At 69.8% G+C, this 25,458-nt stretch carries 23 protein-coding genes; 13 read left to right on the forward strand and 10 right to left on the reverse strand.

Translation table 11 applies throughout. The features are described from left to right. The first annotated feature begins 44 nt into the window (after positions 1-44). Positions 45-509, forward strand: a complete 465-nt coding sequence (locus J2Y70_RS17555) for a ribonuclease domain-containing protein (protein ID WP_309920392.1) — start codon at positions 45-47, stop codon at positions 507-509. Beyond that, a complete protein-coding gene (locus J2Y70_RS17560; RefSeq protein WP_309920395.1) occupies positions 506-1,006 on the forward strand; it encodes a barstar family protein in 501 nt (166 codons plus the stop codon). The genes J2Y70_RS17555 and J2Y70_RS17560 overlap by 4 nt, the downstream gene beginning before the upstream one ends. Before the next feature lie 649 nt (positions 1,007-1,655). On the opposite strand, the gene J2Y70_RS17565 is transcribed toward J2Y70_RS17560, so the two are convergent. Then, positions 1,656-3,551 (reverse strand): ATP-binding cassette domain-containing protein, encoded by a 1,896-nt coding sequence (locus J2Y70_RS17565; RefSeq protein ID WP_309920398.1) that lies wholly within the window; start codon positions 3,549-3,551, stop codon positions 1,656-1,658. 16 nt (positions 3,552-3,567) lie between these two features. On the opposite strand from J2Y70_RS17565, the gene J2Y70_RS17570 reads away from it, so the two are divergent. From J2Y70_RS17570 to J2Y70_RS17580, 3 genes are all read left to right on the forward strand, one after another. Continuing rightward, on the forward strand, positions 3,568-3,945 hold the full coding sequence (locus J2Y70_RS17570; RefSeq protein ID WP_309920401.1) for a hypothetical protein: 378 nt from the start codon (positions 3,568-3,570) through the stop codon (positions 3,943-3,945). A gap of 97 nt (positions 3,946-4,042) precedes the next feature. Further along, a complete protein-coding gene (gene dbpA / locus J2Y70_RS17575; protein ID WP_309920403.1) occupies positions 4,043-5,419 on the forward strand; it encodes an ATP-dependent RNA helicase DbpA in 1,377 nt (458 codons plus the stop codon). Then, entirely contained in the window at positions 5,416-5,733 is a 318-nt protein-coding gene (locus J2Y70_RS17580) for a hypothetical protein (RefSeq protein ID WP_309920406.1), read from the forward strand. Before dbpA ends, J2Y70_RS17580 begins: the two co-directional genes overlap by 4 nt. A gap of 232 nt (positions 5,734-5,965) precedes the next feature. Here J2Y70_RS17580 and J2Y70_RS17585 read toward each other — a convergent pair whose 3' ends face one another. The 4 genes from J2Y70_RS17585 to J2Y70_RS17600 all read right to left on the reverse strand — a co-directional run bounded on the left by J2Y70_RS17585 (position 5,966) and on the right by J2Y70_RS17600 (position 11,233). Continuing rightward, a complete protein-coding gene (locus J2Y70_RS17585; RefSeq protein ID WP_309920408.1) occupies positions 5,966-6,244 on the reverse strand; it encodes a hypothetical protein in 279 nt (92 codons plus the stop codon). Between the two features lie 63 nt (positions 6,245-6,307). Next, positions 6,308-6,865 carry an adenine phosphoribosyltransferase gene (locus J2Y70_RS17590; protein WP_309920411.1) on the reverse strand — a complete coding sequence of 186 codons (558 nt, stop codon included), beginning with the start codon at positions 6,863-6,865 and terminating at the stop codon, positions 6,308-6,310. 84 nt (positions 6,866-6,949) lie between these two features. After that, complete coding sequence (locus tag J2Y70_RS17595) at positions 6,950-10,072, reverse strand: efflux RND transporter permease subunit (protein WP_309920414.1); 3,123 nt, start codon at positions 10,070-10,072, stop codon at positions 6,950-6,952. A gap of 6 nt (positions 10,073-10,078) precedes the next feature. After that, complete coding sequence (locus J2Y70_RS17600) at positions 10,079-11,233, reverse strand: efflux RND transporter periplasmic adaptor subunit (protein ID WP_309920417.1); 1,155 nt, start codon at positions 11,231-11,233, stop codon at positions 10,079-10,081. Between the two features lie 62 nt (positions 11,234-11,295). On the opposite strand from J2Y70_RS17600, the gene J2Y70_RS17605 reads away from it, so the two are divergent. After that, positions 11,296-12,000 (forward strand): TetR/AcrR family transcriptional regulator, encoded by a 705-nt coding sequence (locus J2Y70_RS17605; protein WP_309920420.1) that lies wholly within the window; start codon positions 11,296-11,298, stop codon positions 11,998-12,000. 95 nt (positions 12,001-12,095) lie between these two features. Here the strand turns inward: J2Y70_RS17605 and J2Y70_RS17610 are convergent, their stop codons facing one another. Then, the gene (locus J2Y70_RS17610) at positions 12,096-13,649 is read right to left on the reverse strand and encodes a YdiU family protein (protein WP_263394855.1); all 1,554 of its coding nucleotides are present in this window, start codon (positions 13,647-13,649) and stop codon (positions 12,096-12,098) included. Positions 13,650-14,038: 389 nt separating this feature from the next. On the opposite strand from J2Y70_RS17610, the gene J2Y70_RS17615 reads away from it, so the two are divergent. Beyond that, positions 14,039-14,935, forward strand: a complete 897-nt coding sequence (locus J2Y70_RS17615; RefSeq protein ID WP_309920424.1) for an alpha/beta hydrolase — start codon at positions 14,039-14,041, stop codon at positions 14,933-14,935. 58 nt (positions 14,936-14,993) lie between these two features. Here J2Y70_RS17615 and J2Y70_RS17620 read toward each other — a convergent pair whose 3' ends face one another. The 3 genes from J2Y70_RS17620 to J2Y70_RS17630 form a co-directional block, all read right to left on the reverse strand. Beyond that, complete coding sequence (locus J2Y70_RS17620) at positions 14,994-15,689, reverse strand: glutathione S-transferase (RefSeq protein WP_309920428.1); 696 nt, start codon at positions 15,687-15,689, stop codon at positions 14,994-14,996. A gap of 250 nt (positions 15,690-15,939) precedes the next feature. Further along, positions 15,940-16,149: a cold-shock protein gene (locus J2Y70_RS17625; protein WP_006451993.1), complete on the reverse strand. Its 210-nt coding sequence runs from the start codon at positions 16,147-16,149 to the stop codon at positions 15,940-15,942. A gap of 619 nt (positions 16,150-16,768) precedes the next feature. Then, complete coding sequence (locus J2Y70_RS17630; RefSeq protein WP_309920435.1) at positions 16,769-17,674, reverse strand: pseudouridine synthase; 906 nt, start codon at positions 17,672-17,674, stop codon at positions 16,769-16,771. 42 nt (positions 17,675-17,716) lie between these two features. Between J2Y70_RS17630 and J2Y70_RS17635 the strand changes: the two genes are divergently transcribed. The 3 genes from J2Y70_RS17635 to J2Y70_RS17645 all read left to right on the forward strand — a co-directional run bounded on the left by J2Y70_RS17635 (position 17,717) and on the right by J2Y70_RS17645 (position 21,727). Then, a complete protein-coding gene (locus tag J2Y70_RS17635) occupies positions 17,717-18,262 on the forward strand; it encodes a YaeQ family protein (RefSeq protein WP_309920438.1) in 546 nt (181 codons plus the stop codon). Continuing rightward, on the forward strand, positions 18,259-19,455 hold the full coding sequence (locus J2Y70_RS17640; RefSeq protein ID WP_309920440.1) for an NAD(P)/FAD-dependent oxidoreductase: 1,197 nt from the start codon (positions 18,259-18,261) through the stop codon (positions 19,453-19,455). Before J2Y70_RS17635 ends, J2Y70_RS17640 begins: the two co-directional genes overlap by 4 nt. A gap of 199 nt (positions 19,456-19,654) precedes the next feature. Next, complete coding sequence (locus J2Y70_RS17645) at positions 19,655-21,727, forward strand: EAL domain-containing protein (RefSeq protein ID WP_309920444.1); 2,073 nt, start codon at positions 19,655-19,657, stop codon at positions 21,725-21,727. A gap of 116 nt (positions 21,728-21,843) precedes the next feature. On the opposite strand, the gene htpX is transcribed toward J2Y70_RS17645, so the two are convergent. Then, entirely contained in the window at positions 21,844-22,731 is an 888-nt protein-coding gene (gene htpX / locus J2Y70_RS17650; protein WP_263394862.1) for a protease HtpX, read from the reverse strand. 102 nt (positions 22,732-22,833) lie between these two features. Here htpX and gluQRS point away from each other — a divergent pair, with 102 nt between their 5' ends. The 3 genes from gluQRS (at position 22,834) to phaR (ending at position 25,270) form a co-directional block, all read left to right on the forward strand. Then, positions 22,834-23,742: a tRNA glutamyl-Q(34) synthetase GluQRS gene (gene gluQRS, locus J2Y70_RS17655; RefSeq protein ID WP_309920447.1), complete on the forward strand. Its 909-nt coding sequence runs from the start codon at positions 22,834-22,836 to the stop codon at positions 23,740-23,742. A gap of 58 nt (positions 23,743-23,800) precedes the next feature. Continuing rightward, positions 23,801-24,541: a beta-ketoacyl-ACP reductase gene (locus tag J2Y70_RS17660; RefSeq protein ID WP_309920450.1), complete on the forward strand. Its 741-nt coding sequence runs from the start codon at positions 23,801-23,803 to the stop codon at positions 24,539-24,541. Positions 24,542-24,754: 213 nt separating this feature from the next. Beyond that, positions 24,755-25,270 (forward strand): polyhydroxyalkanoate synthesis repressor PhaR, encoded by a 516-nt coding sequence (gene phaR, locus J2Y70_RS17665; protein WP_263394866.1) that lies wholly within the window; start codon positions 24,755-24,757, stop codon positions 25,268-25,270. The last annotated feature ends 188 nt before the right edge of the window (positions 25,271-25,458 follow it).

Genomic DNA, 25,458 nt, shown 5'->3' on the forward strand with positions numbered 1-25,458 from the left:
GTCCGCAAGACGCCGCAGCACCGTCCTCACTGGAGCCGCCGCCGATGCGCAAGCCCGTGTTACTGATCGCCGCGATCGTGCTGCTCGCCGCCGGCCTGTGGGGCATCCGCGCACTGCAGCAACCGCCGCATCCGCAGTTCGCGCCCGCGCTCACCGATCCCGCCGCGCCGCCTGCGCCTGCGCCACGTCCGCCGACGCCGCCGGCCAGCACCGATCCGCTGCCGCCGTTCCTGCCGCCCGAGGCGCGCGCCACCATTGCCCTGATCCAGCGCGGCGGTCCGTTCCCGCATCGCCAGGACGGCAGCGTGTTCGGCAACCGCGAAAACCGGCTGCCGTCACGCCCGCGCGGCTACTATCGCGAATACACCGTCGACACGCCGGGGCTGGAGCACCGCGGGACGCGGCGCATCGTCACCGGCGGCGACCCGCCGGACGTTTGGTATTACAGCGACGACCACTACGCCAGTTTCCGCAGTTTCAGCATCGCCTCCGGGAGGCCGTCGCCATGAACACTTTCAACTTTTCGCTGAACCTGGCCGAGCCGGCCGCATCCGGCGTCTACCGCGTCGCCAACAGCGACCTCGACAGCATCGCCGCGCTAGGCCGCGATGCCGGCCTGCGGCTGTGCCGGATCGACCTGCGCGGCTGCAGCAGCAAGCCGATGCTGCTGATGCGCATGGCCGCGCAACTGGACTTCCCGATCGGCTTCGGCCGCAACTGGGATGCGCTGATGGACGGCCTGCGCGACCTGTCGTGGCTGCCGGCCAAGGGCGGCTACGCGCTGCTGCTGGAAGACGCCGCCGAACTGCAGTCGGTGGCGAAGAAGGATTTCGACGTGCTGCTGGAACTGCTCGACGACGTGGCCAAGGAATGGGCGCAGGACGGCATCGCCTTCGTCGCCTTCGTCGGCCTGCTCGCCGGCGACGAAGCCGAAGACGACGACCACGGCAGCCAGGCCGACGATCTGGATGACGACGACGAAGACGAAGACGCTGCCTCGCGCTGAGCGACCGTCGCCTGCGTGGTCGCACGGCTAGCGCCTTCTCGATCAAACGATGCCGCTTGCTGGGGCGGCTTCAGCCGCGACCAACGAAGCGGCGGAGTCGCCGCAACCGCACAGCGTCGGGACTGAAGTCCCTCCCACAGTGCACCCAGCCAGGTGACCGCAAGTCCTCTGCATCTGTAGGAGCGGCTTCAGCCGCGACGAGCGAAGCCGTGGATTTGCTGCAACCGGAAAGCGGCAGGACTGAAGCCCTCCCACAGCGCACCCAGCGAGTTGGCCGCAAGCCCCTTGTGGGAGCGACTTCAGTCGCGACGAGCGAAGCTGCAGAGTCGCCGCGACCGGACGGTGTCGGGACTGAAGTCCCTCCTACAGTGCACCCAGCCAGTTAGCCGCCGCCGTTGTAGGAGCGGCTTCAGCCGCGACGAGCGAAGCGGTGGAGTCGCCGCGACCGGAAAGCTGTAGGACTGAGGTCCTTCCCACAGCGCACCCTGCCAGTTGCCCGAAAGCCCCTTGTGGGAGCGACTTCAGTCGCGACGAGCGAAGCCGTGGACTCGCCACAACCACACAGCATCGGAACTGAAGCCCTTCCCACAGTGCTCCCTACCAGCCAGCACAAGCGCCTGTAGAGGAGAAAGCGCTTCAGCTTGCGCCGCTACGCGTCCAATTCGCTCCAGCGCGCGTAGGCCGCGTCCAGATCGGCCTGGGCCTGGGTCAGCGCCTGGGTATGCGCGCTCACCGCCGCCGCATCGCGCTGGTAGAACGAGGCCTCGGTCATCGCCGCGGTCAACGCCGCGACCTGCTGCTCCAGCGTCTCGATCCGCGCCGGCAGCTGCTCCAGCTCGCGCGCATCCTTGTAGCTGAGCTTGCGCTTGGCCGCAGGCGCCGCGACGGCCGCCGCTGTCGCGACAGGCGCAGTGGCGGCCGCAGTCGCCGAAGCCTTGGCCACCGCCATCGCGCTGGCCGGCGGCGCGGCGCGCTGGCGCACCCAGTCGCTGTAGCCGCCGACGTATTCGCCGATGCGGCCGTCGCCTTCCATCACCATGGTCGAGGTCACCACGTTGTCGATGAAGTCGCGGTCGTGGCTGACCAGCAGCAAGGTGCCGGTGTAGTCGCCGAGCAGCTCTTCCAACAACTCCAGCGTCTCCACGTCCAGGTCGTTGGTCGGTTCGTCCATCACCAGCAGGTTCGACGGCTGCGCGAACAGCCGCGCCAGCAGCAGGCGGTTGCGCTCGCCGCCGGACAGGCGGGTGATCGGCGCGCGCGCGCGCTCCGGAGTGAACAGGAAATCCTGCAGATAGCCGTGCACGTGCTTGCGCTTGCCGTTGACCTCGATGAAGTCGCGGCCCTCGGCGACGTTCTCGATCGCGCTCCAGTCCTCGCGCAAGGTGGCGCGGTACTGGTCGAAATAGGCCACCTGCAGGTTGGTGCCGGTGCGCACCTCTCCGCCGGCCGGGGTCAGTTCGCCCAGCAGCAGCTTCAGCAGCGTGGTCTTGCCGCTGCCATTGGGGCCGATCAGGCCGATGCGGTCGCCGCGCAGGATGGTGCTGGAGAAATCGCGCACCATGGTCCGCGCACCGAAGGCGAAGCTCAGTTCCTTGGCCTCGATCACCTTCTTGCCCGAGGACTCGCCCTGCGCCGCCTCCATGCGTACGTTGCCGCCGAGCTCGCGGCGCTGGGTGCGTTCGTTGCGCATCGATTCCAGGCGCCGCACGCGGCCTTCGTCGCGGGTACGCCGCGCCTTGATGCCCTGGCGGATCCAGATCTCTTCCTGCGCCAGCATCTTGTCGAAGCGCGCGTTCTCCTGCGCCTGCGCGTTGAGCCGCTCCTCGCGGCGGCGCTCGTAGTTGGCCCAGTCGCCCGGCCAACTGGTGACCTGGCCGCGGTCGATCTCGACGATGCGCGTAGCCAGGGCGCGCAGGAAGCGCCGGTCGTGGGTGACGAACACCACGCTGCCGTTCCAGCCTTTCAGGAACAGTTCCAGCCAGTCGATCGCCTCGATGTCCAGGTGGTTGGTCGGCTCGTCGAGCAGCAGCAGGTCCGGCGCCGACACCAGCGCCCGCGCCAGCAGCACGCGCCGCTTCATGCCGCCGGACAGCCGCGCGAACTCGGCATCGCCGTCCAGATCGAGCCGGGTCAGGGTCTCGTTGACCCGTTGGTCCAGCGCCCAGCCGTTGGCGCCGTCGATCTTGGACTGCACCGCGCCCAGCGCATCGCCGTCGAACTCGGCGGCATGGCTGAGCCGGTGGAACTCGGCCAACCAGTGGCCGAGCTCGCCCAGGCCGTCGGCGACCACGTCGAACACGCTGCCGGCGGCGCCGTGCGGCACCTCCTGCTCCAGCCGCGCGATGCGCACGCCCTGCTGGACGCGGATCTCGCCGTCGTCGGGCTTGAGCTCGCCGGCGATCAATTTCATCAAGGTCGATTTGCCGGCGCCGTTGCGGCCGATCAGGGCGATGCGCTCGCCCGGCTCGATCGTCAGTTCGGTCTTTTCCAGCAACAAGGGGCCGCCGACGCTGTAGTCGACGTTCTGCAAGGTTATGAGAGGCATACGCTATTGTACGTGGATGCGCCCGTCACCGAACCCGAACGCCGCCCCGGCCGTGCGCGACGGCCATCGCCGCCGTTCGCTGCGCATCGCCCCGGACCTTCTCCAGGCACGCTTCGGCGCCGGCAACTTCGACGACGCCCACGACGCACTGATCGACCTGCTGCGCGAATGCTGCGGCGATGGCGGCTACCGGGTGGACGCGGATGTCGACGCCAGCCATCCCAATCCCTGGTTCCATCGCTACGTGCTGCACCTGTACGACGGCCCGGCCGATCTCGGGCCCGAGCAGGCAGGCCTGGCCGCCGGGGTGTCCGAGGTCTGCTTTCGCGAGTTCGTGCGCCGCGTCGCGGCGTTGGGGCTGGACCCGGCGGTCGACGATCGCGGCCCTGCCTGAGCTCCTGCGCGTCAGTCTGCATGGCGCCTGGAGGCCGGCGGAGCCGGGCTTTTCCGGGTCCCCGGTCCCGGGTCCCCGGTCCCGGTTAAAATAGACCATGAACGATTTCGACACCCTGTCCCTCTCCCCGGCGCTGGCGCCGGGCATCGACGCGCTCGGCTACACCACCATGACCCCGGTGCAGGCGCAGAGCCTGCCGCCGATCCTGGCCGGCCACGACGTCATCGTGCAGGCGCCCACCGGCAGCGGCAAGACCGCGGCGTTCGGCCTGGGCCTGCTGCAGAAGCTGGACCCGGCGCTGACCCGCGCGCAGGCACTGGTGCTGTGTCCGACCCGCGAACTGGCCGACCAGGTCGGCAAGCAGCTGCGCAAGCTGGCCACCGGCATTCCCAACATGAAGCTGGTGGTGCTGACCGGCGGCATGCCGCTGGGTCCGCAGCTGGCCTCGCTGGAGGCCCACGACCCGCAGGTGGTGGTGGGCACGCCCGGCCGCATCCAGGAGCTCGCCCGCAAGCGCGCGCTGCACCTGGGCGGGGTGCGCACGCTGGTGCTGGACGAGGCCGACCGCATGCTCGACATGGGCTTCGAGGAGCCGATCCGCGAGATCGCCAGCCGCTGCGACAAGCACCGCCAGAGCCTGCTGTTCTCGGCCACCTTCCCCGACGCGATCCGCACCCTGGCGCGCGAACTGCTGAAGGAACCGGCCGAAATCACCATCGAGGGCGCCGACAGCGCGCCGGAGATCGAGCAGCAGTTCTTCGAAGTGGACCCGACCTACCGGCAGAAGGCGGTGGCCGGGCTGTTGCTGCGCTTCACCCCCGAATCCAGCGTGGTGTTCTGCAATACCCGCAAGGAAGTGGACGAGGTGGCCGGCTCGCTGCAGCAATTCGGCTTTTCGGCGCTGGCGCTGCACGGCGACATGGAACAGCGCGACCGCGACGAGGTGCTGGTGCGCTTCGTCAACCGCAGCTGCAACGTGCTGGTCGCCAGCGACGTGGCCGCGCGCGGGCTGGACGTGGAGGACCTGGCAGCGGTGCTCAACTACGAACTGCCGACCGACACCGAGACCTACCGCCACCGCATCGGCCGCACCGCGCGCGCCGGCAAGCGCGGCCTGGCGCTGAGCCTGGTGGCGCCGCGCGAAGTGGCGCGCGCGCAGGCGCTGGAGGCCGAACAGGGCCAGCCGCTGCGCTGGTCGCGCGCGCCGCTGGCCACCGCGCGCCCGGCGCAGTTGCCGCAGGCGGCGATGGCCACGCTGCGCATCGACGGCGGCAAGACCGACAAGCTGCGCGCCGGCGACATCCTCGGTGCGCTGACCGGCGACGCAGGTCTGTCCGGCGCGGCGATCGGCAAGATCGCGATCTACCCCACCCGCTCCTACGTCGCCGTCGCCCGCGAGCACGCCGGCCGGGCGCTGGGCCAGTTGCAGGCAGGCAAGATCAAGGGCCGCCGGTTCCGGGTCAGCAAGCTGTGAACTTGCTGCAGCGGGTGCTGGAATCGCTGGAGCAGGACGAGGACGGCAGCGCCTGGAGCGCCGAGGTGCCGGTGCGCTGGATGCAGGGCGACTGCAGCTTCGTCCTCGAAGACTATGCCGCCGATCCGGCGCCGGCCGACGTCGGCGCCGCCATCGCCGCGTTCCTGCGCATCGACCAGGCGGTCCTGGATGCCGCCGCGGCGGACGTATTCGCCTACTACCGGCGCATGCATGCCTTGCACGCAACGCACGGCCTGCCCTCGCCGCGCATCCACGGCCCCGCGCAATATGGAAATACGTGCATTTCGGCTTGAAAGCCTACGCCAGCCGCTACCGCGACGGCCGCGTCCGCAGCATCCTGGAATGCAACGGCGATTGGGGTCCCGAGCACGGGCTGCAGCGGGTGTTCGCGCACGACAGCGGATCTGCAGGATCGGCCCGTTCAACGGCAATCCGCACCATACCGACGCCTGCGCCGATTCTGGCCTGGAAGAGGCCGTCTACCCGCACTGAGCCGCGCGCGGCCAGGCCCTGCCGGTTCGCCTCTCAGAATAGAGAGAGGATCATCATACCTGCGAAGACAATGAGCAGCACAATGTACAGCGGGCGGAAAATATAGAAACGTTGCCAGCTTGTAAGGCCAGGATCATAGATAAAAATCCGCTTATCGAGCTTCACGTCATCCATGCCGCTATCAACCGAAAAATCCCCGCCATTCTTCTTATAAAAGCGGCATTCCCTGACCTGTACGACGATCTGATGAACCGCCAGCAGACTGACCGCCAAGAACGCTGCTGAAAAAACCGCAATTTCCAGAATCAGCATATATCTCCCTCGCTTATAGTCCTTGGAAAGATAAGCCTTTCTCGATCCAAAGACCGTTGAGCATCAGTAGCGCAGCGACGCGGTTAGCGGGATGTCCGCCGGCCAGCGCGCACGCGCGCCCAGCGCGGTCAGTTCCACCATCACCGTGGCCGCCACCACCTCGGCGCCGAGCCGCTGCGCCAACGCCAGCGCGGCCAGCAAGGTGCCGCCGGTGGCCAGCACGTCGTCGACGATCAGCACGCGCGCGCCCGGCTGCAGCGCGTCGACATGGATCTCGATGCGGTCGCGGCCGTATTCCAGGCCGTAGTCCTGGCCGATCGTCGCCGTCGGCAGCTTGCCCGGCTTGCGCACCGGCACGAAGCCCACGCGCAGTTCATGCGCCAGCGTCGCACCCAGGATGAAGCCGCGCGATTCGATGCCCAGCACCGCGTCCAGCGGCGTACCGCGCCACGGCTGCACCATCGCGTCGATCGCCGAGGCGTAGTCCGGGCCGTCGGCGAGCAGCGGGGTGATGTCCTTGAACATGATGCCCGGCTTGGGGAAATCGGCGACATCGCGGATGCGGCCGGACCAGTGGGCGGGTGCGTCGGCGGGCGCGTCGCAGCAGGAAGACTCGTTCATCGGGGCATCGAGGCGGAGGAAAGACGCCCATTCTAGGCGCAGGGCGCGGCCATGCAGCGCCGCGCCCTGACCCGTTCACCGCGCTCACGCGGTCGGCATGGCCTGCGCGTTGGCCGCCGGCCCGTGCAGCAGACGCCGCACCAGCACGAAGAACAGCGGCACCAGCAGCACCGCCAGCAGCGTGCCCGAGAGCATGCCGCCGATCACGCTGATGCCGATCTCGCGGCGGCTGGCGGCGCCGGCGCCGGTGGACAGCGCCAGCGGCAGCACGCCGGCGACGAACGCCAGCGAGGTCATCACGATCGGCCGCAGGCGCAGCCGCGCGCCTTCCAGCGCCGCCTCCAGCAGCGGCCGCCCGGCCTTCTGCTGGGCCTCGGCGAACTCCACGATCAGGATCGCGTTCTTCGCCGACAGGCCGATCGTGGTCAGCAGGCCGACCTGGAAGTAGATGTCGTTGACGAAGCCGGCCAGGGTGGTCGCGGTGACCGTGCCGAGCACGCCCAACGGGATCACCAGCAGCACCGCCACCGGAATCGACCAGCTCTCGTACAGCGCCGCCAGGCACAGGAAAATGAACAGGATCGAGGCGGTGTACAGCCACAGCGTCTGGTTGCTCGACAGCTGCTCCTGGTAGGACAGGCCGCTCCATTGCAGGTCGAACCCCTCCTGCTTGGCGACCAGCGCCTGCATCCGCTGCATCGCCTCGCCGGAACTGCCGCCGGCCGCCGCGCCGCCCTGGATCTGCGCCGCCGCCAGGCCGTTGAAGCGCTGCTGCAGCTGCGGACCGCGGGTCCAGCGGGTGCTGGCGAAGCTGGCGAACGGCGCCATCTGCCCGTCCTTGCCGCGCACGTACCACTGGCCGATGTCCTCCGGCAGCGAGCGGTACGGCGCATCGCCCTGCACGTAGACGCGCTTGACCCGGCCGCGGTCGAGGAAATCGTTGACGTAGCTGCCGCCCCACGCGGTGGACAGGGTGGCGTTGATGTCGCTCTGCGCCAGGCCCAGCGCGCTGGCCTGGGCCTGGTCGATGTCGACCTGCAACTGCGCCTTGTCGCCCAGGCCGTTGAGCCGCACCGCGGTCAGCTGCGGATCGTCGCCCGCCTCCTGCAGCACCTGCTGCTGCGCCTTCAGCAGCGCCGCGCGGCCGGCGCCGTCGCTGTCGCGGATCCACAGTTCGAAGCCGCTGGACTGGCCCAGGCCGCGCACCGCCGGCGGCGACAGCACGCTGATCTTGGCGTCGGCGGTGCCGCGAAAATGCGCGTTGGCGCGGTCGATGATCGCCTGCGCGGTGTTGTCGCGATTGCGCTCGCCCCACGGCCGCAGCGCGACGAAGGCCTGGCCGGCGTTCTGCCCGGTGCCGGCGTTGTTGCGCCCGATCACCATGAAGACCGCGGTGACGTTGTTCTTCTCGTGCGCCATGAAGTAATCGTTGATGCGCCGGCCCAGCGCCTCGGTCTTGGCCAGCGGCGTGCCCTCGGGCGTGGTGAACTGGATCTGCACCTGGCCCTGGTCCTCCACCGGCAGGAAGCCGGTCGGCATGCGCGCATAGAGCGCCGCCATCGCCAGCACGATCACCACGTACAGCGCCATCCAGCGCCGCGGCTGCCGCAACAGCGTGCCGAGCCGGCGCTGGTAGGCCTGCTGGCTGCGCTCCACGCCCCGGTTGAACCAGCGGAAGAAGCGCCCCGGCTGGCGTTCCTTTTCCACCGGCTTGAGCAGGGTCGCGCACAGCGCCGGGGTCAGGGTCAGCGCGACCAGCGCCGACAGCGCCATCGCCGAGGCGATGGTGATGGAGAACTGCCGGTAGATGATGCCGGTGGAGCCGCCGAAGAACGCCATCGGCAGGAACACCGCGCCCAGCACCACGGTGATGCCGACCAGCGCGCCGGTGATCTCGCCCATCGATTGCTCGGTGGCCTCGCGCGGCGGCAGGTGCTGCTCGTGCATGATCCGCTCGACGTTCTCCACCACCACGATCGCATCGTCGACCAGCAGGCCGATCGCCAGCACCATCGCGAACAGGGTCAGCGTGTTGATGGTGAAACCGGCCGCGGCGAGGATGCCGAAGGTGCCCAGCAGCACCACCGGCACGGTGATCGCCGGGATCAGCGTGGCGCGGCCGTTCTGCAGGAACAGGAACATCACCACCACCACCAGCACGATCGCCTCGATCAGCGTGTGCACCACGCCCTCGATCGAGATCCGCACGAACGGCGTGCTGTCGCGCGGGTAAGCCACCTCCATGCCCGGCGGGAAGGTCGGCTTGAGCCGCTCGATGGTGGCGCGCACCGCGTCGGAGGTGGCCACCGCGTTGGCGCCGGAGGACAGCGTCACCGAGAAGCCGGACGCCGGATGCCCGTTGAGCGTGGCGCTGTTCTGGTAGTTCTCCGCGCCGATCTCCACCCGCGCCACGTCGCCCAGGTGCACGCTGGAACCGTCGGGCTGGGTGGCCAGGATGATGGCGCGGAACTGCTCGGCAGTCTGCAACCGCGACTGCGCGGTCACCGTGGCGTTGAGCTCCTGGTCGGCACCGGTGGGCAGCGCGCCGAGTTCGCCAGCGGTGACCTGGGTGTTCTGCGCCTCGATCGCGCTGCGCACGTCGCCGGGCATCAGCTTGTAGGCGTTGAGCTTGTGCGGGTCCATCCAGATGCGCATCGCGTACTGCGCGCCGAACACGTTGATCTCGCCGACGCCGTTGATGCGGCTGATCGGGTCCTGCAAGGTGCTGATCAGGTAGTCGGAGATGTCGACGTTGTCCAGCCGGTCGGTGCTGTCGTACAGCGCCACCGCCATCAGGCTGTCGCCCTGCGATTTGGCAACCGTCACGCCCTGCTGCTGCACTTCCTGCGGCAGGCGGTTGAGCGCCTGGTTGACCGCGTTCTGCACCTGCACCTGGGCGATGTCGGGATTGGCGGCCTGGTCGAAGGTGATGCTGATCCGCGCCTGCCCGGACGAGGAACTGGTCGAGGAAAAGTACAGCAGGTGGTCGATGCCCTTGATCTGCTGCTCGATCACCTGGGTGACGCTGTCCTCCACCGTCTGCGCCGAGGCGCCGTTGTAGGTGGCGGTGACGGTGACCCCGGGCGGGGCGATGTCGGGGTACTGCTCCACCGGCAGGGTGAACACGGCGATGGCGCCGGCGGCCATGATGCAGATCGCCAGCACCCAGGCGAAGATCGGGCGGCGGATGAAGAAATGCGCGAGCATGCCGGCTCAGCCCTGGCCGGCGGCGGCCGCAGCCGGCTTGACCGTCACCTTGGCGCCGTCGCTGAGTCCCTGCCGGCCCTCCACCACCACCCGCTCGCCGGGCTTGAGCCCGTCGCCGACCAGCCAGCGATCGCCGACCGCGCGCAGCGTGGTGAACTGGCGCTGGCGCACGATGTTGTCCGCGCCCACCACCCAGGCCTGCGCGTCGCCGCGCGGGGTGCGGTCCACCGCCGCCTGCGGCACCAGCAGCGCCTGCTGGCGGGTGCCCTGGCCGACGATCGCGCGCACGTACATGCCCGGCAGCAACTGCGCGTCGGGGTTGGGGAAGCGCGCGCGCAGGGTCACGCTGCCGGTGGTCTCCTCCACGTCGATGTCGGCGAACTCCAGCGTGCCCGGCAACGGGTAGTCGCTGCCGTCGGACAGCTTCAGGCGCACCTCTGCGGTGGCCGGCTGAACCCCGCCGTCGGCGATCGCGCGGCGCAGCGCCAGGAACTGGCTGCCGGACTGGGTGATGTCCACGTTCATCGGGTCCAGCTGCTGGATCTTGGCGATCGCATCGGCCTGGCTGGCGGTGACCAGTGCGCCCGGGGTGACCCGTGCCCGGCCGATGCGGCCGCTGATCGGCGCCTCCACGGTGGCGAAGCGCAGCTGGGTGCGCGCGGTCTCCACCGCGGCGCGGTTGGCGTCGCGGCTGGCCAGCGCCTGCTTGTAGGTCGCCTGCGCGTCGTCCACGTCCTGCTGCGCGGCCAGCCGGGTCTTGCCCAGTTCGCGATAGCGCTCGGCGCGCAGCTGCGCGGTGGCCAGCGCCGCCTCGGCGGTGGCCAGGTTGGCCTGCGCCTCGTTGGCCGCGGCCTGGTACAGGGTCGGCTCGATCTGGAACAGCGGCTGCCCGGCGCGCACCATCGCGCCCTCCTCGAACAGCCGCTTGCGCAGGATGCCGCCGACCTGCGGCCGCACCTCCGATTCCTCCGACGCGGCAGTGCGCCCGGCCAGCTCGGCACTCAGCGGCACGCTCTGCGGCTGCAGCGTCACCACCCCGACGGTCCTGGGCTGCGCCGCCGGCGCAGCGCGGTCGCCCTTGCAGCCGGCAAGCACGAGCAAGGAAAGGCACAGCAGCAGCGACAGCGTGCGGCGAGAACGCTGGGCGAAGGGCGCGGGCATGCGCTTGATCCTGGAAGCTGGGGGGAGGATCATTTAATTTACTTAAAGACAAATAAATAAGCATGAAGGATCGCACAACCGCCCGCGCCGCGCGGCCCCGCGCCACCCGCCCGACGGCCGAGGCAGGCGCGGTTGCGCCGACCGGCCGCCAGCGCGGGCGGCCGGCGCTGGCGCGGCCGCGGTTGCTGCGCGCCGCCCGCGAGCTGTTGCTGGAGCACGGCCTGGAGGTCTCGCTGGAGCAGATCGCGCTGCATGCGGGGCTGACCCGGCAGAGCCTGTACAACCATTTCTCCAGCAAGGCCGACCTGCTGATGCAGGTGTTCGAGGCGTTGAGCGAGGAACTGCAGGCGCAGTTGGAGAACATCGGCGACGCCGCCCCGCAGGACCTGCCGCGCGCCCTGCAGCAAATCGCACTGACCGTGCAGGCGCACCTGTACGCACCCTCCTCGCTGCGCCTGCACCGCCTGCTGGTACAGGCCAGCGCGCAGATGCCGGACCTGCTGCAGTCGCTGCACCAGCGCCGCACCGGGCGCCTGCGCCAACGCCTGAGCGACCTGCTGCAGAGGCTCGATGCGCGCGGCGACGTGCGCGTGGCCTCCCCGCACCTGGCCGCCACCGCCTTCATCGGCGCGGCGATCGGCTATGCCTATCCCGGCGCGATGCTCAACGGGCAGGCACCGGGCCGCGACACCCAGCAGGCGCTGGCGGCGGAAGTGGTGACGAGCTTCCTGGCCGCCTGGGCCTATCGCGCCGACCCGGCACGCTGACCGCGCATTGCCGGCGCCATCGATGGCCGCCGCGCGCGACACAACGTCCAGCGGTCGCATATTCCGCGATCACCCAGCCGCACACAGCTGAGCCCTCAGGAACTGCACGACAGCATCGAGCACCCGGCGCGCTCGCGCGCCCAGTCCGGGCGCCGCGCCGCGAACGCCTCGCGGCCCGGCTGATCGTCGTAGGGGCGGCGCATCACCTCCAGCAGTTCGGCGACGCCGTCCATGTCGCCCTGCTCGGCGCGGTCGATCGCCTGCTGCGCCAGGTAGTTGCGCAGCACGTAGCGCGGGTTGGCCGCACGCATCTTCGCGGCGCGCTGGGCCGCCGGCAGCGGATCGGCGTCCACCCGCTGCGCATAGCGCGCCAGCCAGGCCTCGAACGCCGGCGCCTGCGCGGCCAGCTTGGCCGGGTCGTAGAACGCCTCGGCCAGATCCGCCAGCGCCGGCACCTGCGGCGCGCTCAATCCGCGGAACCACAGGGTCATGTCCACCTCGCCCTGCTGCAGCAGTTGCAGCAGGTCCTGCATCAGCGCCAGGTCGGCCTCCTCGCATGCCGCCAGGCCGAGCTTGGCGGCCGTGTTGTCGCGCTCGGCCTGCGCAGAGGTTTCGCGAAAGCGCTCCAGGCCGGCGTGCAGCGGCGCGACGTCATCGAACAGCGGCGCCAGCGCCTGCGCCAGCCGCGTGAGATTCCAGTACGCGACCTGCGGCTGGGTGCCGAAGCGATAGCGGCGGCCCTGCGCATCGGTGGTGTTGGGGGTCCAGTCCGGATCGTAGTCGTCGATCCAGCCATACGGGCCGTAGTCGATGGTCAGGCCCAGGATCGACATGTTGTCGGTGTTCATCACCCCGTGCACGAAGCCGACCCGCATCCACTGCGCGACCATCGTCGCGGTGCGCGCGCAGACCTCGCCGAACCAGTCGGCATAGCGCGTCGCGCCGCGCCCGCGCAGCTCGGGGAAATCGCGGTCGATCACGAAGTCGGCCAGGCGCCGCAGCAAGGCGTCGTCGCCGCGCGAGGACGGCAACTCGAAACTGCCGAAGCGCACGAACGACGGCGCTACCCGGCACACCACCGCGCCGGGTTCGGCGCGCGGATGGCCGTCGTAGAACATGTCGCGCACCACGCGCTCGCCGGTGGCCACCAGGCTCAGCGCGCGCGTGGTCGGCACGCCGAGATGATGCATGGCCTCGCTGCACAGGAATTCGCGGATCGACGAGCGCAGCACCGCGCGGCCATCGGCGCCGCGCGAATACGGCGTGCGCCCGGCGCCCTTGAGCTGCAGTTCCCAGCGCCGCCCATCCGCGCCCAGCGCCTCGCCCAGCGCGATCGCGCGGCCGTCGCCGAGCTGCCCGGCCCAGTGGCCAAACTGGTGGCCGCCGTAGTTCATCGCGTACGGCCGCATGCCCGGGTAAAGCGCATTGCCGGCGAAGACCTCGGCGAACTGCGGCGCCAGCACCTCCTGCTCCGAGAGCCCGAGCATGGCTGCGACCTCGCGCGAATGGGCCAGCAGCTGCGGCGCGGCGACCGGGGTCGGCGCGACCTCCGACCACAACGCCCCCAGCACCTCGCGCAGGCGCGGGCCGTGCTCGGGATCGCCGGGCAGTTCGGCGGTGAAACGGTTGTCGAAGCGCAATGGAGGCATGGGCGCCAGCTTAGGACCTGGAGAGAGCGAACATGGTGCCAAACACCTTGTCGACCAAGGGTGCACGACGCTGCGCCCGCACCCGCATCCGCCCCCGCGGCCCGCGTTAGCCCCTCTCCCACCGGGAGAGGGGTTGGGGTGAGGGTCCGGCGCGAAAGCGACTCGCTGGATTTGATGCGCGAGGCTGCGCCCGTACCCTCATCCGCCCCTGCGGGGCACCTTCTCCCAGGGGGAGAAGGAAACAGCCGCGGCCCTGCCTTAGCCCCTCTCCCACCGGGAGAGGGGTTGGGGTGAGGGTACGGCGCGAAGCGCTCGCCGACGCATCATGCACTCGCTGCCGACACAAGCATGCGGCATGCTCCCGCTCCTTATCTTGCAGATAACTCCCCATGTCCGACGCTTCGCCGCTGCCGCCGCGCTGGCCCCGCCACCTGCTGGTCGCGCTGTCCTCGCTGCTGGTCTCCGCCTGCAGCAGCCTGTTCTTCGGCGGCCTCAATGCCGGCTCCGCGCGCCAGGGGCTGAGCGAACAGCGCGGCATCGTGTTCGATGCGGCGCACGGCCTGAAGCTCGACGTCTACCGCCCGGCCGCGGCGCAAGGCGCGCCGGTGGTGGTGTTCTTCCACGGCGGCACCTGGCAGACCGGCAACCGCCAGCAGTACCGCTGGGCCGGCGAAGCGCTGGCGCGGCGTGGCGTGGTCGCGATCGTGCCGGACTACCGCAAATACCCGAATGTGACCCTGGATGGCTTCATGGGCGATGCCGCCACCGCGGTGGCCTGGAGCCAGCGCCATGCCGCCGAGCACGGCGGCGACCCGCGCCGGCTAGTGCTGATGGGCCATTCCGCCGGCGCGCACATGGCCGCGTTGCTGGCCAGCGACGGCCGCTGGCTGCAGGCGCAGGGCATGTCGCCGCGGCAGCTGTGCGGGCTGGTCGGCCTGGCCGGCGCCTACGACTTCCTGCCGCTGACCGAAACCGACCTGATCGGCATATTCGGCCGCGACCCGGCGCAGCAGCGGCGCTCGCAGCCGATCGCCTTCGTCGACGGCGACGAACCGCCGATGCTGCTGTTGCACGGCGGCGCCGACCGGGTCGTCGCGCCGCGCGAAAGCCGATCGCTGCAGGCCGCGCTGCAACGCGCCGGCGTGCCGGTCGAACTGAAGATCTACCCCGACGTCGGCCATCTGCGCCTGGCGCTGGCGCTGCGCAAGGACGATCCGGCGCTGCCGGTGATGGCCGACAGCATCGCCTTCGTGCGGCAGTGCCCGGCGCGCACGCCGTTGCCGTGAACGGGGCGGTGCGCCGCGCTCGCCCGGCGACAGCGAACCGAAGCCGCTCGGACAGACCTCAGTCGGCCTTGCCCCCGCCGAGCAACTCGAACGGCCCGCCCTGCTGCAGCGCGCGCTGGTAGGCCGGGCGCTGCTCGATACGCTGCACGAAGCCGGCCAGGTTCGGATAGGCCTGCAGGCCGGCGCGCGCGGCCGCGGCCTGCACCGGAAAACTCATCTGCACGTCGGCGGCGGTGAAGCGGTCGCCGGCGAACCAGCCGGTCGCGGCCAGCTCGCGCTCCATCCAGTCCAGGTGCAGCTTCAGTTGCGGGCCGATGAAGCTGTGCATCGCCTTGTCGACGATGGCGCGGGCGATCGGCCGCGCGAAGAACGGCATCTTCGCCGAACGGATGCGCCCGAACACCAGGCTCATCAGCAACGGCGGCATCGCCGAGCCCTCCGCGTAATGCATCCAGTAGCGGTAGCGCAGGCGTTCGGGTGCGTCCAGCGGCTGCGGCGACGGCGACAGCGCGCGCTCGGTGTCGTAGCGCTCCACCAGGTAATCGAGGATCGCGCCGGATTCGGCCAGCACGTGACCATCGTCGACCAGCACCGGCGACTTGCCCAGCGGATGGATCGCGCGCAGTTCCGGCGGCGCCAGCATGGTCTGCCTGTCGCGCTGGTACTTGACCACCTGGTACGGCAGCGCCAGTTCCTCCAGCAGCCACAGCACGCGCTGCGAACGGGACTGGTTGAGGTGATGGACGGTGATCATGGCGGCGGTTCCGGAGACGCGGGCCGACCATGGTAGCCGGCCCGGCCGCGACTCCTGCAGCTGACCGTCACCGCCGGCGCGCGCAGCGGCGCCGATCAGGCTGGGCCGACGCTTGCGGCTGCTGCGGACGCCTCTGCAGGTGGCCAGCAACCCGCAGCTGCGGGCGGGCGCAAATAAACGCGCGCAAATAAAAACGCCGGAAGCTTTCGCTTCCGGCGTTCTGGCAACCTTGCGGTGGCTGGCGTCTAAATTAGACGGCCTGCACCTGGTCAGCCTGCATGCCCTTCTGGCCCTGCACGGCGACGAAGGTCACCTTCTGGCCTTCCTGCAGCGACTTGAAGCCGGTGCCCTGGATGGCGCGGAAGTGCACGAACAGGTCCGGGCCGCTTTCCGGGGTGATGAAGCCGAAGCCCTTGGCATCGTTGAACCACTTCACGGTACCGCTCTGACGATCAGACATTTACTAACTCCTGAAACATTGAATTGAAGAAAATCGCAGCCACCGGGTATCGGGGCCGAGACTGAGTTGCAGGCGTTGGTAAAGCGGAACGATGAAGCGGATCGCGAGATCAACTGCACCAGGCCACGATTCACGGTGACCCTAGCAAACACAGTGGGGCCAACCATACGCGGGTCGTCCGCAAAAAGCGACAAGTTTGTGTAGACAAACCGAGATGACCCACAAAGAAGCTGAACCCAGGCCTAAAGTTCACGCCGGCGCGGCCGATACGCCTGCCGTTTTGCGCGAAGTGCGCTGGCTCGCTGCCCTGACCGCGCATTCAGTCGTCTGCGGCGCTGGCGCACCTCGATCGTTGCGCACTATGCCACTAGAGAGAGCCCCTCTCCCACCGGGAGAGGGGTTGGGGTGAGGGTACGGCGCGAAAGCGTCTCGCCGATCTGGATGCACGAGGCTGCGCCCGTACCCTCATCCGCCCCTGCGGGGCACCTTCTCCCGATGGGAGAAGGGAACAGCCTACTCACGATGGGAGAAGGGGAGCAACCTAGCCCCTCTCCCGCCGGGAGAGGGGTTGGGGTGAGGGTCCGGCGCGAAGCGTCTCGCTGACTTAGAGAATGCGGCACTATGTCGACGGCCAGGCCAGGGTCTGCGCGCTGGCGAAGCGGCGTGCCTGCCCGCTGAGCGGGTCGTCGAACTCCAGGCCGCAGGCTAGCAAGTGCAGCGTGTTGGTAGCTGCCCCCTCCCCCTCCGCGCGCAACTGCGGATACAGCGGATCGCCCAGGATCGGCGCGCCCAGCGCGGCCATGTGCACGCGCAGCTGGTGCTTGCGCCCGGTCACTGGCGCCAGCGCATAGCGCCACAGCGGCCCGTCGCGCGCCTCCAGCACGGTGATCCGGGTCAGGCTGTTGGCCTCGCCGGCGGTCTCGGTCATGCGGAAGAACGGCTCGCCGCGCACCACCCGGCTGGCGCGCAGCAGCGGGAACGTGTGCCCCGGCAAGGCCGGTGCCAGCGCCTGGTAGGCCTTGGCGATGCGCCGCTTGCGGAACAACGCCTGGTACGCGGCGCGGCTGCCCGGATCGGCCGAGAACAGCACCAATCCGGCGGTCGCGCGGTCCAGACGATGCAGCGGCACCAGCGCCGGATTGCCCAGCCGCGCCACCAGCCGCGCCAGCAGGGTCTCGCGCACGAAGCGCCCGGACGGGGTCACCGGCAGCCCATGCGGCTTGTCGGCCACCACCAGGTGCGCATCGGCGTGGACGATGCGCTCCACCCCGGCGATCGGCGCTTCGTCGGCGACCTCGCGGAAATAGCGCACCTCCAGCCCGACCCGGTACGGCAGTGCCGCCGGCAACGGCCGGCCCTGCGCATCCTGCACCCGGCCGCGCTCGCAGCGGTCCTGCCACTGCGCCCGCGACACCCGCGGGAAGCGCGCGCACAGCCCGTCCAGCAGGGTCGGCCACGGCCCAGGCGGCAGTTGCCAACGGCTCGGGGCCGGAACGAAGGCGGACGGCGGGCGGGGATCGGACATCGTCACGCATTATCATGGCCGCCCTTTGATCCCGGTAGCCGCATGGCCCTCACCGCCACCCTTCGCAAGGCCGACCTGCAGATTTCCGACATGGACCGCGGCTATTACGCGGCGCATGCGCTGACCCTGGCCCAGCACCCGTCCGAGACCGACCAGCGGCTGATGGCGCGGCTGCTGACCTTCGCCCTGTTCGCCGAGGAACGCCTGCTGTTCGGCAAGGGCCTGAGCAGCGACGACGAGCCGGACCTGTGGCGGATGGACTACACCGGCGCCATCGAGCAGTGGATCGAGGTCGGCCAGCCCGACGAATCGCGCATCCGCAAGGCCTGCGGCCGCGCCCGCGAGGTGGTGGTGGTCAACTACGGTGGCCGCGTCGCCGACATCTGGTGGGAGAAGAACGCCTCCGGCCTGCTCAAGCTCAAGCCGCTGCAGGTCATCGACCTGCCCGGCGACGCGGTCGCCTCGGCGGCCGAACTGATCCAGCGCAGCATGCGCTTCGACGTGGTGATTCAGGACGGCGAAGTGCAGTTGCTCGGCGACGAGGGCAGCGTCACCTTCACCCCGACGGTGCGTAAAGCCGCGGCATGAATGTGCGCGCCGAGCCCATCCGGGTCGACGTCGCGGTCATCGGCGCCGGCGCCGCCGGGCTGATGTGCGCGCTGACCGCCGGCCGCCGCGGGCGCAGCGTGCGGGTGATCGAGCACGCCAACAAGGTCGGCAAGAAGATCCTGATGTCCGGCGGCGGGCGCTGCAACTTCACCAACACCGGCACCGGCCCGGGCAATTTCCTGTCCGCCAATCCGCACTTCTGCAAGTCGGCGCTGGCCCGCTATCGCCCGGCCGACTTCATCGAGATGGTCGAACGCCACGCCATCGCCTACCACGAGAAGGAACTGGGCCAGCTGTTCTGCGACATCTCCTCCAAGCAGATCGTGCGCATGCTGGTGGACGAATGCGACGCGGCCGGGGTGACCATCCGCACCCAGTGCGCGGTGCGCGGCGTGGAGCGCGGCAGCGAGGGGTTCCGCATCGCCACCGACGACGGCCCGGTGCACGCCGCCTCGCTGGTGGTGGCCAGCGGCGGACTGTCCATCCCCAGCCTGGGCGCCACCGGCTTCGGCTACGACCTGGCCCGCCAGTTCGGCCACGGCGTGCTGCCGACCCGCGCCGGGCTGGTGCCGCTGACCCTCAGCGGCAAGCACCAGGAACGCCTGCAGGACCTGTCCGGGCTGGCGCTGCCGGTCGAGGCCAGCTGCAACGGCGCCAGCTTCCGCAACTTCATGCTGATCACCCACCGCGGCGTCAGCGGCCCGGCGATCCTGCAGATCTCCTCGTACTGGCAGCCGGGCGACGACCTGCGCCTGGACCTGCTGCCCGGGCAGGACGCGGCCGCGTGGCTACGCGAGCACAAGCGCCTGCGCGGCGCCGCGGAACTGCGCACGGTGCTGGGCGAGGCGCTGCCGCGCCGCTTCGCGCAGCGGCTGTGCGAGGTCTGGCTGCCGGACAAGCCGGTGCGCCAGCTGGACGAACCGCAGCTGCGCGCGGCGGCGGCGCTGCTCGGCGCCTGGCCGCTGGTGGCCAGCGGCACCGAGGGCTACCGCACCGCCGAGGTCACCCTGGGCGGGGTGGACACCGACCAGGTGTCGTCGGCGACCATGGAATCGCGCCAAGTCCCCGGCCTGTACTTCGTCGGCGAGGTACTGGACGTCAGCGGCTGGCTGGGAGGCTACAACTTCCAGTGGGCCTGGGCCTCGGGCCATGCCGCTGGCGGGGTGGCCTGAAGGCCGGGATTGGGGATTCGGGATTGGGGATTGGCAAAAGCGGCTCACAATGCCTGAGGGTTCGCGGGCTGCGCGAGGCTGGGTGCAACCATCGCAGCCTGCTTTTGCCAATCCCCAATCCCGAATCCCCAATCCCGGCCCCACACACATGGACGCCGCAGCGGGCATCGTGTATTAAACCCCGTCCCCGGGAGGCTCCATGCAGACAGGCAAAGACACCACCCTCCGGCTGATGATCGTCGACGACAGCGGTGAAGACGCCGAGGCGATCGTCAGCAGCCTGCGCAACAGCGGCATCGCGGTGCGGCCGTCGCGGCCGCAGCACGCGGAGGAGCTGGGCGCGATGCTCGCCGCGCAGCCGATCGACCTGGTGCTGAGCGCGCGCTCGCAGGCCATCCCGCTGCCGCAGGTGCTGCAGCGCGTGGGCGCCAGCGGCAAGGACATCCCGGTGATCCTGCTCGCCGACAGCATCGACGAGAACGAATGGATCGAGGCGGTGGCCGGCGGCGCGCGCGCGATCGCGCTGCGCCAACGCCCCGAACACCTGCTGGCGGTGCTGCGCAACACTTGGGCCGACCTGCAGGCGCGCCGCGGGCTGCGCCGGATCGAGGCGCAGATGCGCGAGACCGAGCGCCGCTGCGACGCGCTGATCGCCTCCTCGCGCGATCCGATCGCCTACATCCACGAAGGCATGCACATCCGCGCCAACGAGGCCTACCTGGAGATGTTCGGCTTCGACTCGTTCGACGACGTCGAAGGCATCTCGCTGCTGGACATGGTCGCGCCGCAGCACGTGGAGGAGTTCAAGCAGCTGCTGAAGGCGCTGGGCAAGGGCGAGCCGCCGCCGGCGCAATACCAGGTCGACGCGCGCACGATGGCCGGCGAGAGCTTCCCGGCGACGATGGAGTTCGCCACCGCCAGCTACGAGGGCGAGGCCTGCGTGCAGGTGGTGTTCCGCCGCCGCGAGGAATTCGATCCGGAACTGGCGCGCGAGGTCGAGGACCTGCGCCAGCGCGACCAGGTCACCGGCCTGCTCAACCGCCCGACCTTCATGCTGGCGCTGGAGAACGCGGTGGCCCAGGTCGGCCGCGGCGACGGCCACTACGGCTTCCTGCTGGTCGAGCCCGACCACTACGCGCGGTTGCTGGCCGACATCGGCCTGGACTCGGCCGACGCGCTGGTGGCGGCGCTGGCCCAGCACCTGGCCGCGGCGATCGACGGCGATGTGCAGGCCGCGCGCTTCGGCGAGCACAACTTCGCGCTGCTGCTGCAGGGCGACTACGCGCGCACCGCGGCGCTGGCCGAACGCCTGCTCAATGCCTACGCCGCGCATGTGTTCAGCGTCGGCGAGCGCTCGGCCACGGTCACCGTCAGCATCGGCGGCGTGCAGATCGGCGAGAAGATCGCCACCGTCGGCCAGGTCCTGGCCCGCGCCAGCGAGAACGTGCAGGCCACGATCGAGCTGGGCGGCAACGCCTGCAAGATCTTCGACCCCGGCGCGGCCGACCGGGTCGAGGAAGAGCGCATCCAGCGCTGGGTGCAGCACCTGCGCGAGGCGCTGGCCGGCGACGGCTTCCTGCTGCACTACCAGCCGGTGCTGAACCTGCAGGGCGAGCCGCACGAGCTGTACGAGGCCTACCTGCGCCTGGAACGCAACGACGAGATCATCGGACCGACCACCTTCCTCGGCATCGCCGCCGAGCACGGGCTGATGGCCGACATCGACCGCTGGGTGGTGGCGCGCGCGATCGCGGTGATCGGCGAGCGCCAGCGCGCCGGCCATGCCACCAGCCTGCTGGTCAAGATCAGCCCGGACGCCTTCGCCGATCCGCAGATGGTGGAACTGATCCGGCGCGAGCTGGCCGCGCACGGCGTGCCCGGTGAGCGCCTGTGGCTGCAGACGCCCGAGGCCAAGGTGTTCACCCACCTGCGCAACGCACAGCAGTTCCTGGCCAACGCCACCGGGCTGGGCTGCAAGGTCGGGCTGGAACAGTTCGGCTCGGGCCTGGACTCGTTCCAGCTGCTGGCGCACTTCCAGCCCTCGTTCCTCAAACTGGACCGCGGCTTCACCCAGGACCTGGCGCAGACCCGCGAACACCAGGAAAAGATCCGCGAGATCACCGAGCGCGCGCAATCGGCCGGGATCCGCACCATCGCCGAGTTCGTCGCCGACGCCACCTCGATGAGCCTGCTGTTCAGCGCCGGCGTCGACTACGTGCAGGGCGAGTTCGTGGGCCTGGCGGCGCCTGACATGATCTTCGATTTTGCTTGAGTTCGCGGGACCGGGGACCGGGGACCAGGGACCCGGAAAGCGCATACCGACACCTGATGCTGCGGGGGACGGGATCCCGTAATGGGGTCCCCGCCCCCGGTCGGTTCGACCGGCGCTCAGCTCACCGTCGCGTTGACGTGCGAGGCGCGCAGGGTGGCGATGCGCTCGGACAGCGGCGGGTGGCTCATGAACAGCTTGCGCAGGCCCTGGCCCAGGCCGCCGGCGATGCCGAACGCCTGCACCTGCGACGGCAGCGTGCTCTGCCCGTGGTTGAGTTCCAGCCGCTGCAGCGCCGCGATCATCTTGCCGCGACCGGCCAGGCTGGCACCGCCGGCGTCGGCGCGGAACTCGCGGTAGCGCGAGAACCACATCGCGATCATCGTCGCGAACAGGCCGAATACCATCTCCAGCACCATCACGATCGCGTAGTAGGCCAGACCACGGCGGCCGCCCTCGCGGTTGCCGGACAGATACCCGTCCACGATCCCGCCGACCACCCGCGCCAGCACGATCACGAAGGTGTTCAGTACGCCCTGCAGCAGCGCCATCGTCACCATGTCGCCGTTGGCGACATGGCTGATCTCGTGGGCGAGCACCGCCTCGGCCTCGTCCTCGGTCATGTTCCGCAGCAGGCCGGTGGAGACCGCGACCAGCGCGTTGTTGCGGTTGGCGCCGGTGGCGAAGGCGTTGATCTCCGGCCCGTCGTAGACCGCGACCTCGGGCATGCCGATGCCGGCGGCCTGCGCCTGCCGCCGCACCGTCTCCAGCAGCCAGCGCTCGGTGTGGTTGCGCGGCTCGGTGATCACCTGCGCGCCGGTGGCGCGCTTGGCCATGAACTTGGACAGCAGCAGCGACACCAGCGAGCCGCCGAAGCCGAACAGCGCGGCCATCACCAGCAGCCCGCCCATCTGGTTGGGATTGATGCCGAACACGGACATGACAATGCCGGCCAGCACCAGCACCGCCAGATTGGTGATGAGGAACAGGGCGATTCGATTGAACATGTAGGCGTGGACTCCGCACCGGGAAAATGAAGGACTGGCTCGAATCTGCGGCGCGGACAGCTTGAATTCAAGCGCGCACCTGACCGACGATTCAGCTTGCCCATGCCCTCGCCTCCCTACCGCGGCCGTTTCGCGCCCTCGCCCACCGGCCCACTGCACCTGGGCTCGCTGCTCGCCGCGTTCGGCAGCTGGCTGCTGGCGCGCCATGCCGGCGGCGAGTGGCTGCTGCGCATCGAGGACGTGGACCGGCCGCGCAGCGTGCCCGGCGCGGCCGAGCGCCAGCTCGCCAGCCTGCGCGCCTGCGGCCTGGAAGCGGACGCGCCGATCCTGCGCCAGAGCGAGCGCGGCGCGGTCTACCAGGCCGCGGCGCAGCGCCTGCTGCAGGCCGGCCTGGCCTTCGCGTGCAGCTGCAGCCGCAGCGAGCTGGCCGCGCAGGGCGGCGTGCACCATCGCTGCGTGGCGACGCAGCCGCGGCCGCAGCCGGCGCTGCGCTTGCGGGTGGCGCCGCACAGCGTGGTCGCGTTTCGCGACGGCGTACGCGGCGAGGTCCACCAGGACGTGTACGCCGAGGTCGGCGATTTCGTGCTGCTGCGCGCCGACGGCTGCTGGGCCTACCAGCTGGCGGTGGTGGTCGACGACGCCGCCCAGGGCATCAGCGACGTGGTGCGCGGCGCCGACCTGCTCGATTCCACGCCGCGGCAGATCCTGCTGCAGCGCGCGCTGGGCCTGCCGACGCCGAACTACCTGCACCTGCCGCTGCTGCTCGGCGCCGACGGCCGCAAGCTGTCCAAGTCGCACGCCGCGCTGCCGCTGGACGACGCCGATCCGCTGCCCGCGCTGCGCCTGGCCTGGGCGCAGCTGGGCCAGGTTCCGGCAGCGCTGGCCGGCGCCGGTTCGGTGGCCGCGCTGCTGGCGGCGGCGCTGCGCGGCTTCGACCCGGCGCGGCTGCCGGCGCAGGATCGGACGCCGCGCGACGCGGCCGGTATCCCCAGGGACACCAAGGCTGACTAGAATCGAGGTTTCGGCCGCAACACGGCCCTCTCCCCTCTTCCCTATCCGGAGCGAATCCATGACATCACGCGTTGCGCTGGTCACCGGCGGTACCGGCGGCATCGGCACTGCGATCTGCGAGCGGCTGGCCGCGCAGGGCCACCGCGTGGCCAGCAACTACCGCGACGAGCCCAAGGCGCGCGCCTGGCAACAGCGCATGCGCGACCGCGGCCACGAGATCGCCATCGTCGCCGGCGACGTCGCCTCGCCCGACCACGCGCAGGCGCTGGTGCAGGAGGTGGAGCGGCAGCTCGGTCCGGTCGAGGTGCTGGTCAACAACGCCGGCATCACCCGCGACACCACCTTCCACAAGATGACCGCCGAGCAGTGGCACGAGGTGATCAACACCAACCTCAACTCGGTGTTCAACGTCACCCGCCCGGTGATCGAAGGCATGCGCAAGCAGCGCTGGGGCCGGGTCATCCAGATCAGCTCGATCAACGGCCTGAAGGGCCAGTACGGCCAGGCCAACTACGCCGCGGCCAAGGCCGGCATGCACGGCTTCACCATTTCCCTGGCGCGCGAGAACGCCGGCTACGGCATCACCGTCAACACCGTCTCGCCGGGCTATGTGGCCACCGACATGGTCATGGCGGTGCCGGAGGAAGTGCGCGCCAAGATCATCGCCGACATCCCGACCGGGCGCCTGGGCAAACCGGAAGAGATCGCCTACGCGGTGGCGTTCCTGGTCGCCGAGGAAGCGGCCTGGATCACCGGCTCCAACCTGGACATCAACGGCGGCCACCACATGGGCTGGTAGCGATGGCGACTGAACCGCTCAGGTCGGCAGCGGCGCAGTCGAGGTAACGCTACCGAAAATGCTGCAGCTGGCATCGCGCGTCCCGCATCGGCGCCGCGCGCATGCTGCGCAGCATTTTTTTTGCCGCCAGCCCCGAGTTCAGGGGCTTGCGGCGGTTGCAAGCCCTGCTGCGCTGCGCCATGCTGCGCGCCTACCGTCAAGAGCGACCGCTTCATGGCTGAGATCCGCATCATCAAGAAGTACCCCAATCGCCGCCTCTACGACACCGAGATTTCCAGTTACATCACCATCGAAGACGTCCGCCAGTTGATCATCGACGGCGAGGAATTCGAGGTCCGCGACGCCAAGACCGGCGAAGACCTGAGCCGCGCGGTGTTGCTGCAGATCATCGCCGACCAGGAACAGGACGGCGAACCGATGCTGTCCACCCAGTTGCTCAGCCAGATCATCCGCTTCTACGGCGATTCGCTGCAGGGCTTCATGGGCAACTACCTGGAGCGCAGCATGCAGGTGTTCCTGGACCAGCAGCAGCAGTTCCGCCAGCAGATGGGCAATCTGCTCGGGCAGACGCCGTGGACCATGATGAACCAGCTGACCGAGCGCAACATGGAGCTGTGGCAGGAATTCCAGCGCAACCTCGGCACCGGTTTCGGCCGTCCCGCCGCCGGCGCCGCCAAGCCGAGCGAGCCGCCGGCCGCCGGTGCCGCACCGAAGTCGCGGGCGCGCTGAGGCGTCCCGTAGAGCGCATCGCCGCTCGCACCCTTTGTAGGAGCGGCTTCAGCCGCGACAGGCTTTACTGACAATGCCTGTCGCGGCTGAAGCCGCTTGTGTCTTAGGCAGGTCTATCGTTGAGGTGAGAGCGGAGTGCGGCAGGCCGCTAAGTCGCAGTGCCTCACGAGCACGAGTAGGAGTCAGGG

This window comes from Xanthomonas sp. 1678 (genome assembly GCF_031455575.1).
Lineage (GTDB): Bacteria > Pseudomonadota > Gammaproteobacteria > Xanthomonadales > Xanthomonadaceae > Xanthomonas_A.

Coding starts and splice junctions, on each gene's coding strand:
- J2Y70_RS17610 (WP_263394855.1), bottom strand. CDS start 13,649: ATGCCTCCATTGCGCTTCGACAACCGTTTCACCGCCGAACTGCCCGGC.
- J2Y70_RS17600 (WP_309920417.1), bottom strand. CDS start 11,233: ATGCCCGCGCCCTTCGCCCAGCGTTCTCGCCGCACGCTGTCGCTGCTG.
- htpX (WP_263394862.1), bottom strand. CDS start 22,731: ATGTTCAATCGAATCGCCCTGTTCCTCATCACCAATCTGGCGGTGCTG.
- J2Y70_RS17640 (WP_309920440.1), top strand. CDS start 18,259: ATGAATGTGCGCGCCGAGCCCATCCGGGTCGACGTCGCGGTCATCGGC.
- J2Y70_RS17560 (WP_309920395.1), top strand. CDS start 506: ATGAACACTTTCAACTTTTCGCTGAACCTGGCCGAGCCGGCCGCATCC.
- J2Y70_RS17645 (WP_309920444.1), top strand. CDS start 19,655: ATGCAGACAGGCAAAGACACCACCCTCCGGCTGATGATCGTCGACGAC.
- J2Y70_RS17590 (WP_309920411.1), bottom strand. CDS start 6,865: ATGAACGAGTCTTCCTGCTGCGACGCGCCCGCCGACGCACCCGCCCAC.
- phaR (WP_263394866.1), top strand. CDS start 24,755: ATGGCTGAGATCCGCATCATCAAGAAGTACCCCAATCGCCGCCTCTAC.
- J2Y70_RS17630 (WP_309920435.1), bottom strand. CDS start 17,674: ATGTCCGATCCCCGCCCGCCGTCCGCCTTCGTTCCGGCCCCGAGCCGT.
- J2Y70_RS17565 (WP_309920398.1), bottom strand. CDS start 3,551: ATGCCTCTCATAACCTTGCAGAACGTCGACTACAGCGTCGGCGGCCCC.
- J2Y70_RS17605 (WP_309920420.1), top strand. CDS start 11,296: ATGAAGGATCGCACAACCGCCCGCGCCGCGCGGCCCCGCGCCACCCGC.
- J2Y70_RS17570 (WP_309920401.1), top strand. CDS start 3,568: ATGCGCCCGTCACCGAACCCGAACGCCGCCCCGGCCGTGCGCGACGGC.
- J2Y70_RS17585 (WP_309920408.1), bottom strand. CDS start 6,244: ATGCTGATTCTGGAAATTGCGGTTTTTTCAGCAGCGTTCTTGGCGGTC.
- J2Y70_RS17660 (WP_309920450.1), top strand. CDS start 23,801: ATGACATCACGCGTTGCGCTGGTCACCGGCGGTACCGGCGGCATCGGC.
- gluQRS (WP_309920447.1), top strand. CDS start 22,834: ATGCCCTCGCCTCCCTACCGCGGCCGTTTCGCGCCCTCGCCCACCGGC.
- J2Y70_RS17620 (WP_309920428.1), bottom strand. CDS start 15,689: ATGATCACCGTCCATCACCTCAACCAGTCCCGTTCGCAGCGCGTGCTG.
- J2Y70_RS17635 (WP_309920438.1), top strand. CDS start 17,717: ATGGCCCTCACCGCCACCCTTCGCAAGGCCGACCTGCAGATTTCCGAC.
- dbpA (WP_309920403.1), top strand. CDS start 4,043: ATGAACGATTTCGACACCCTGTCCCTCTCCCCGGCGCTGGCGCCGGGC.
- J2Y70_RS17615 (WP_309920424.1), top strand. CDS start 14,039: ATGTCCGACGCTTCGCCGCTGCCGCCGCGCTGGCCCCGCCACCTGCTG.
- J2Y70_RS17595 (WP_309920414.1), bottom strand. CDS start 10,072: ATGCTCGCGCATTTCTTCATCCGCCGCCCGATCTTCGCCTGGGTGCTG.
- J2Y70_RS17555 (WP_309920392.1), top strand. CDS start 45: ATGCGCAAGCCCGTGTTACTGATCGCCGCGATCGTGCTGCTCGCCGCC.
- J2Y70_RS17625 (WP_006451993.1), bottom strand. CDS start 16,149: ATGTCTGATCGTCAGAGCGGTACCGTGAAGTGGTTCAACGATGCCAAG.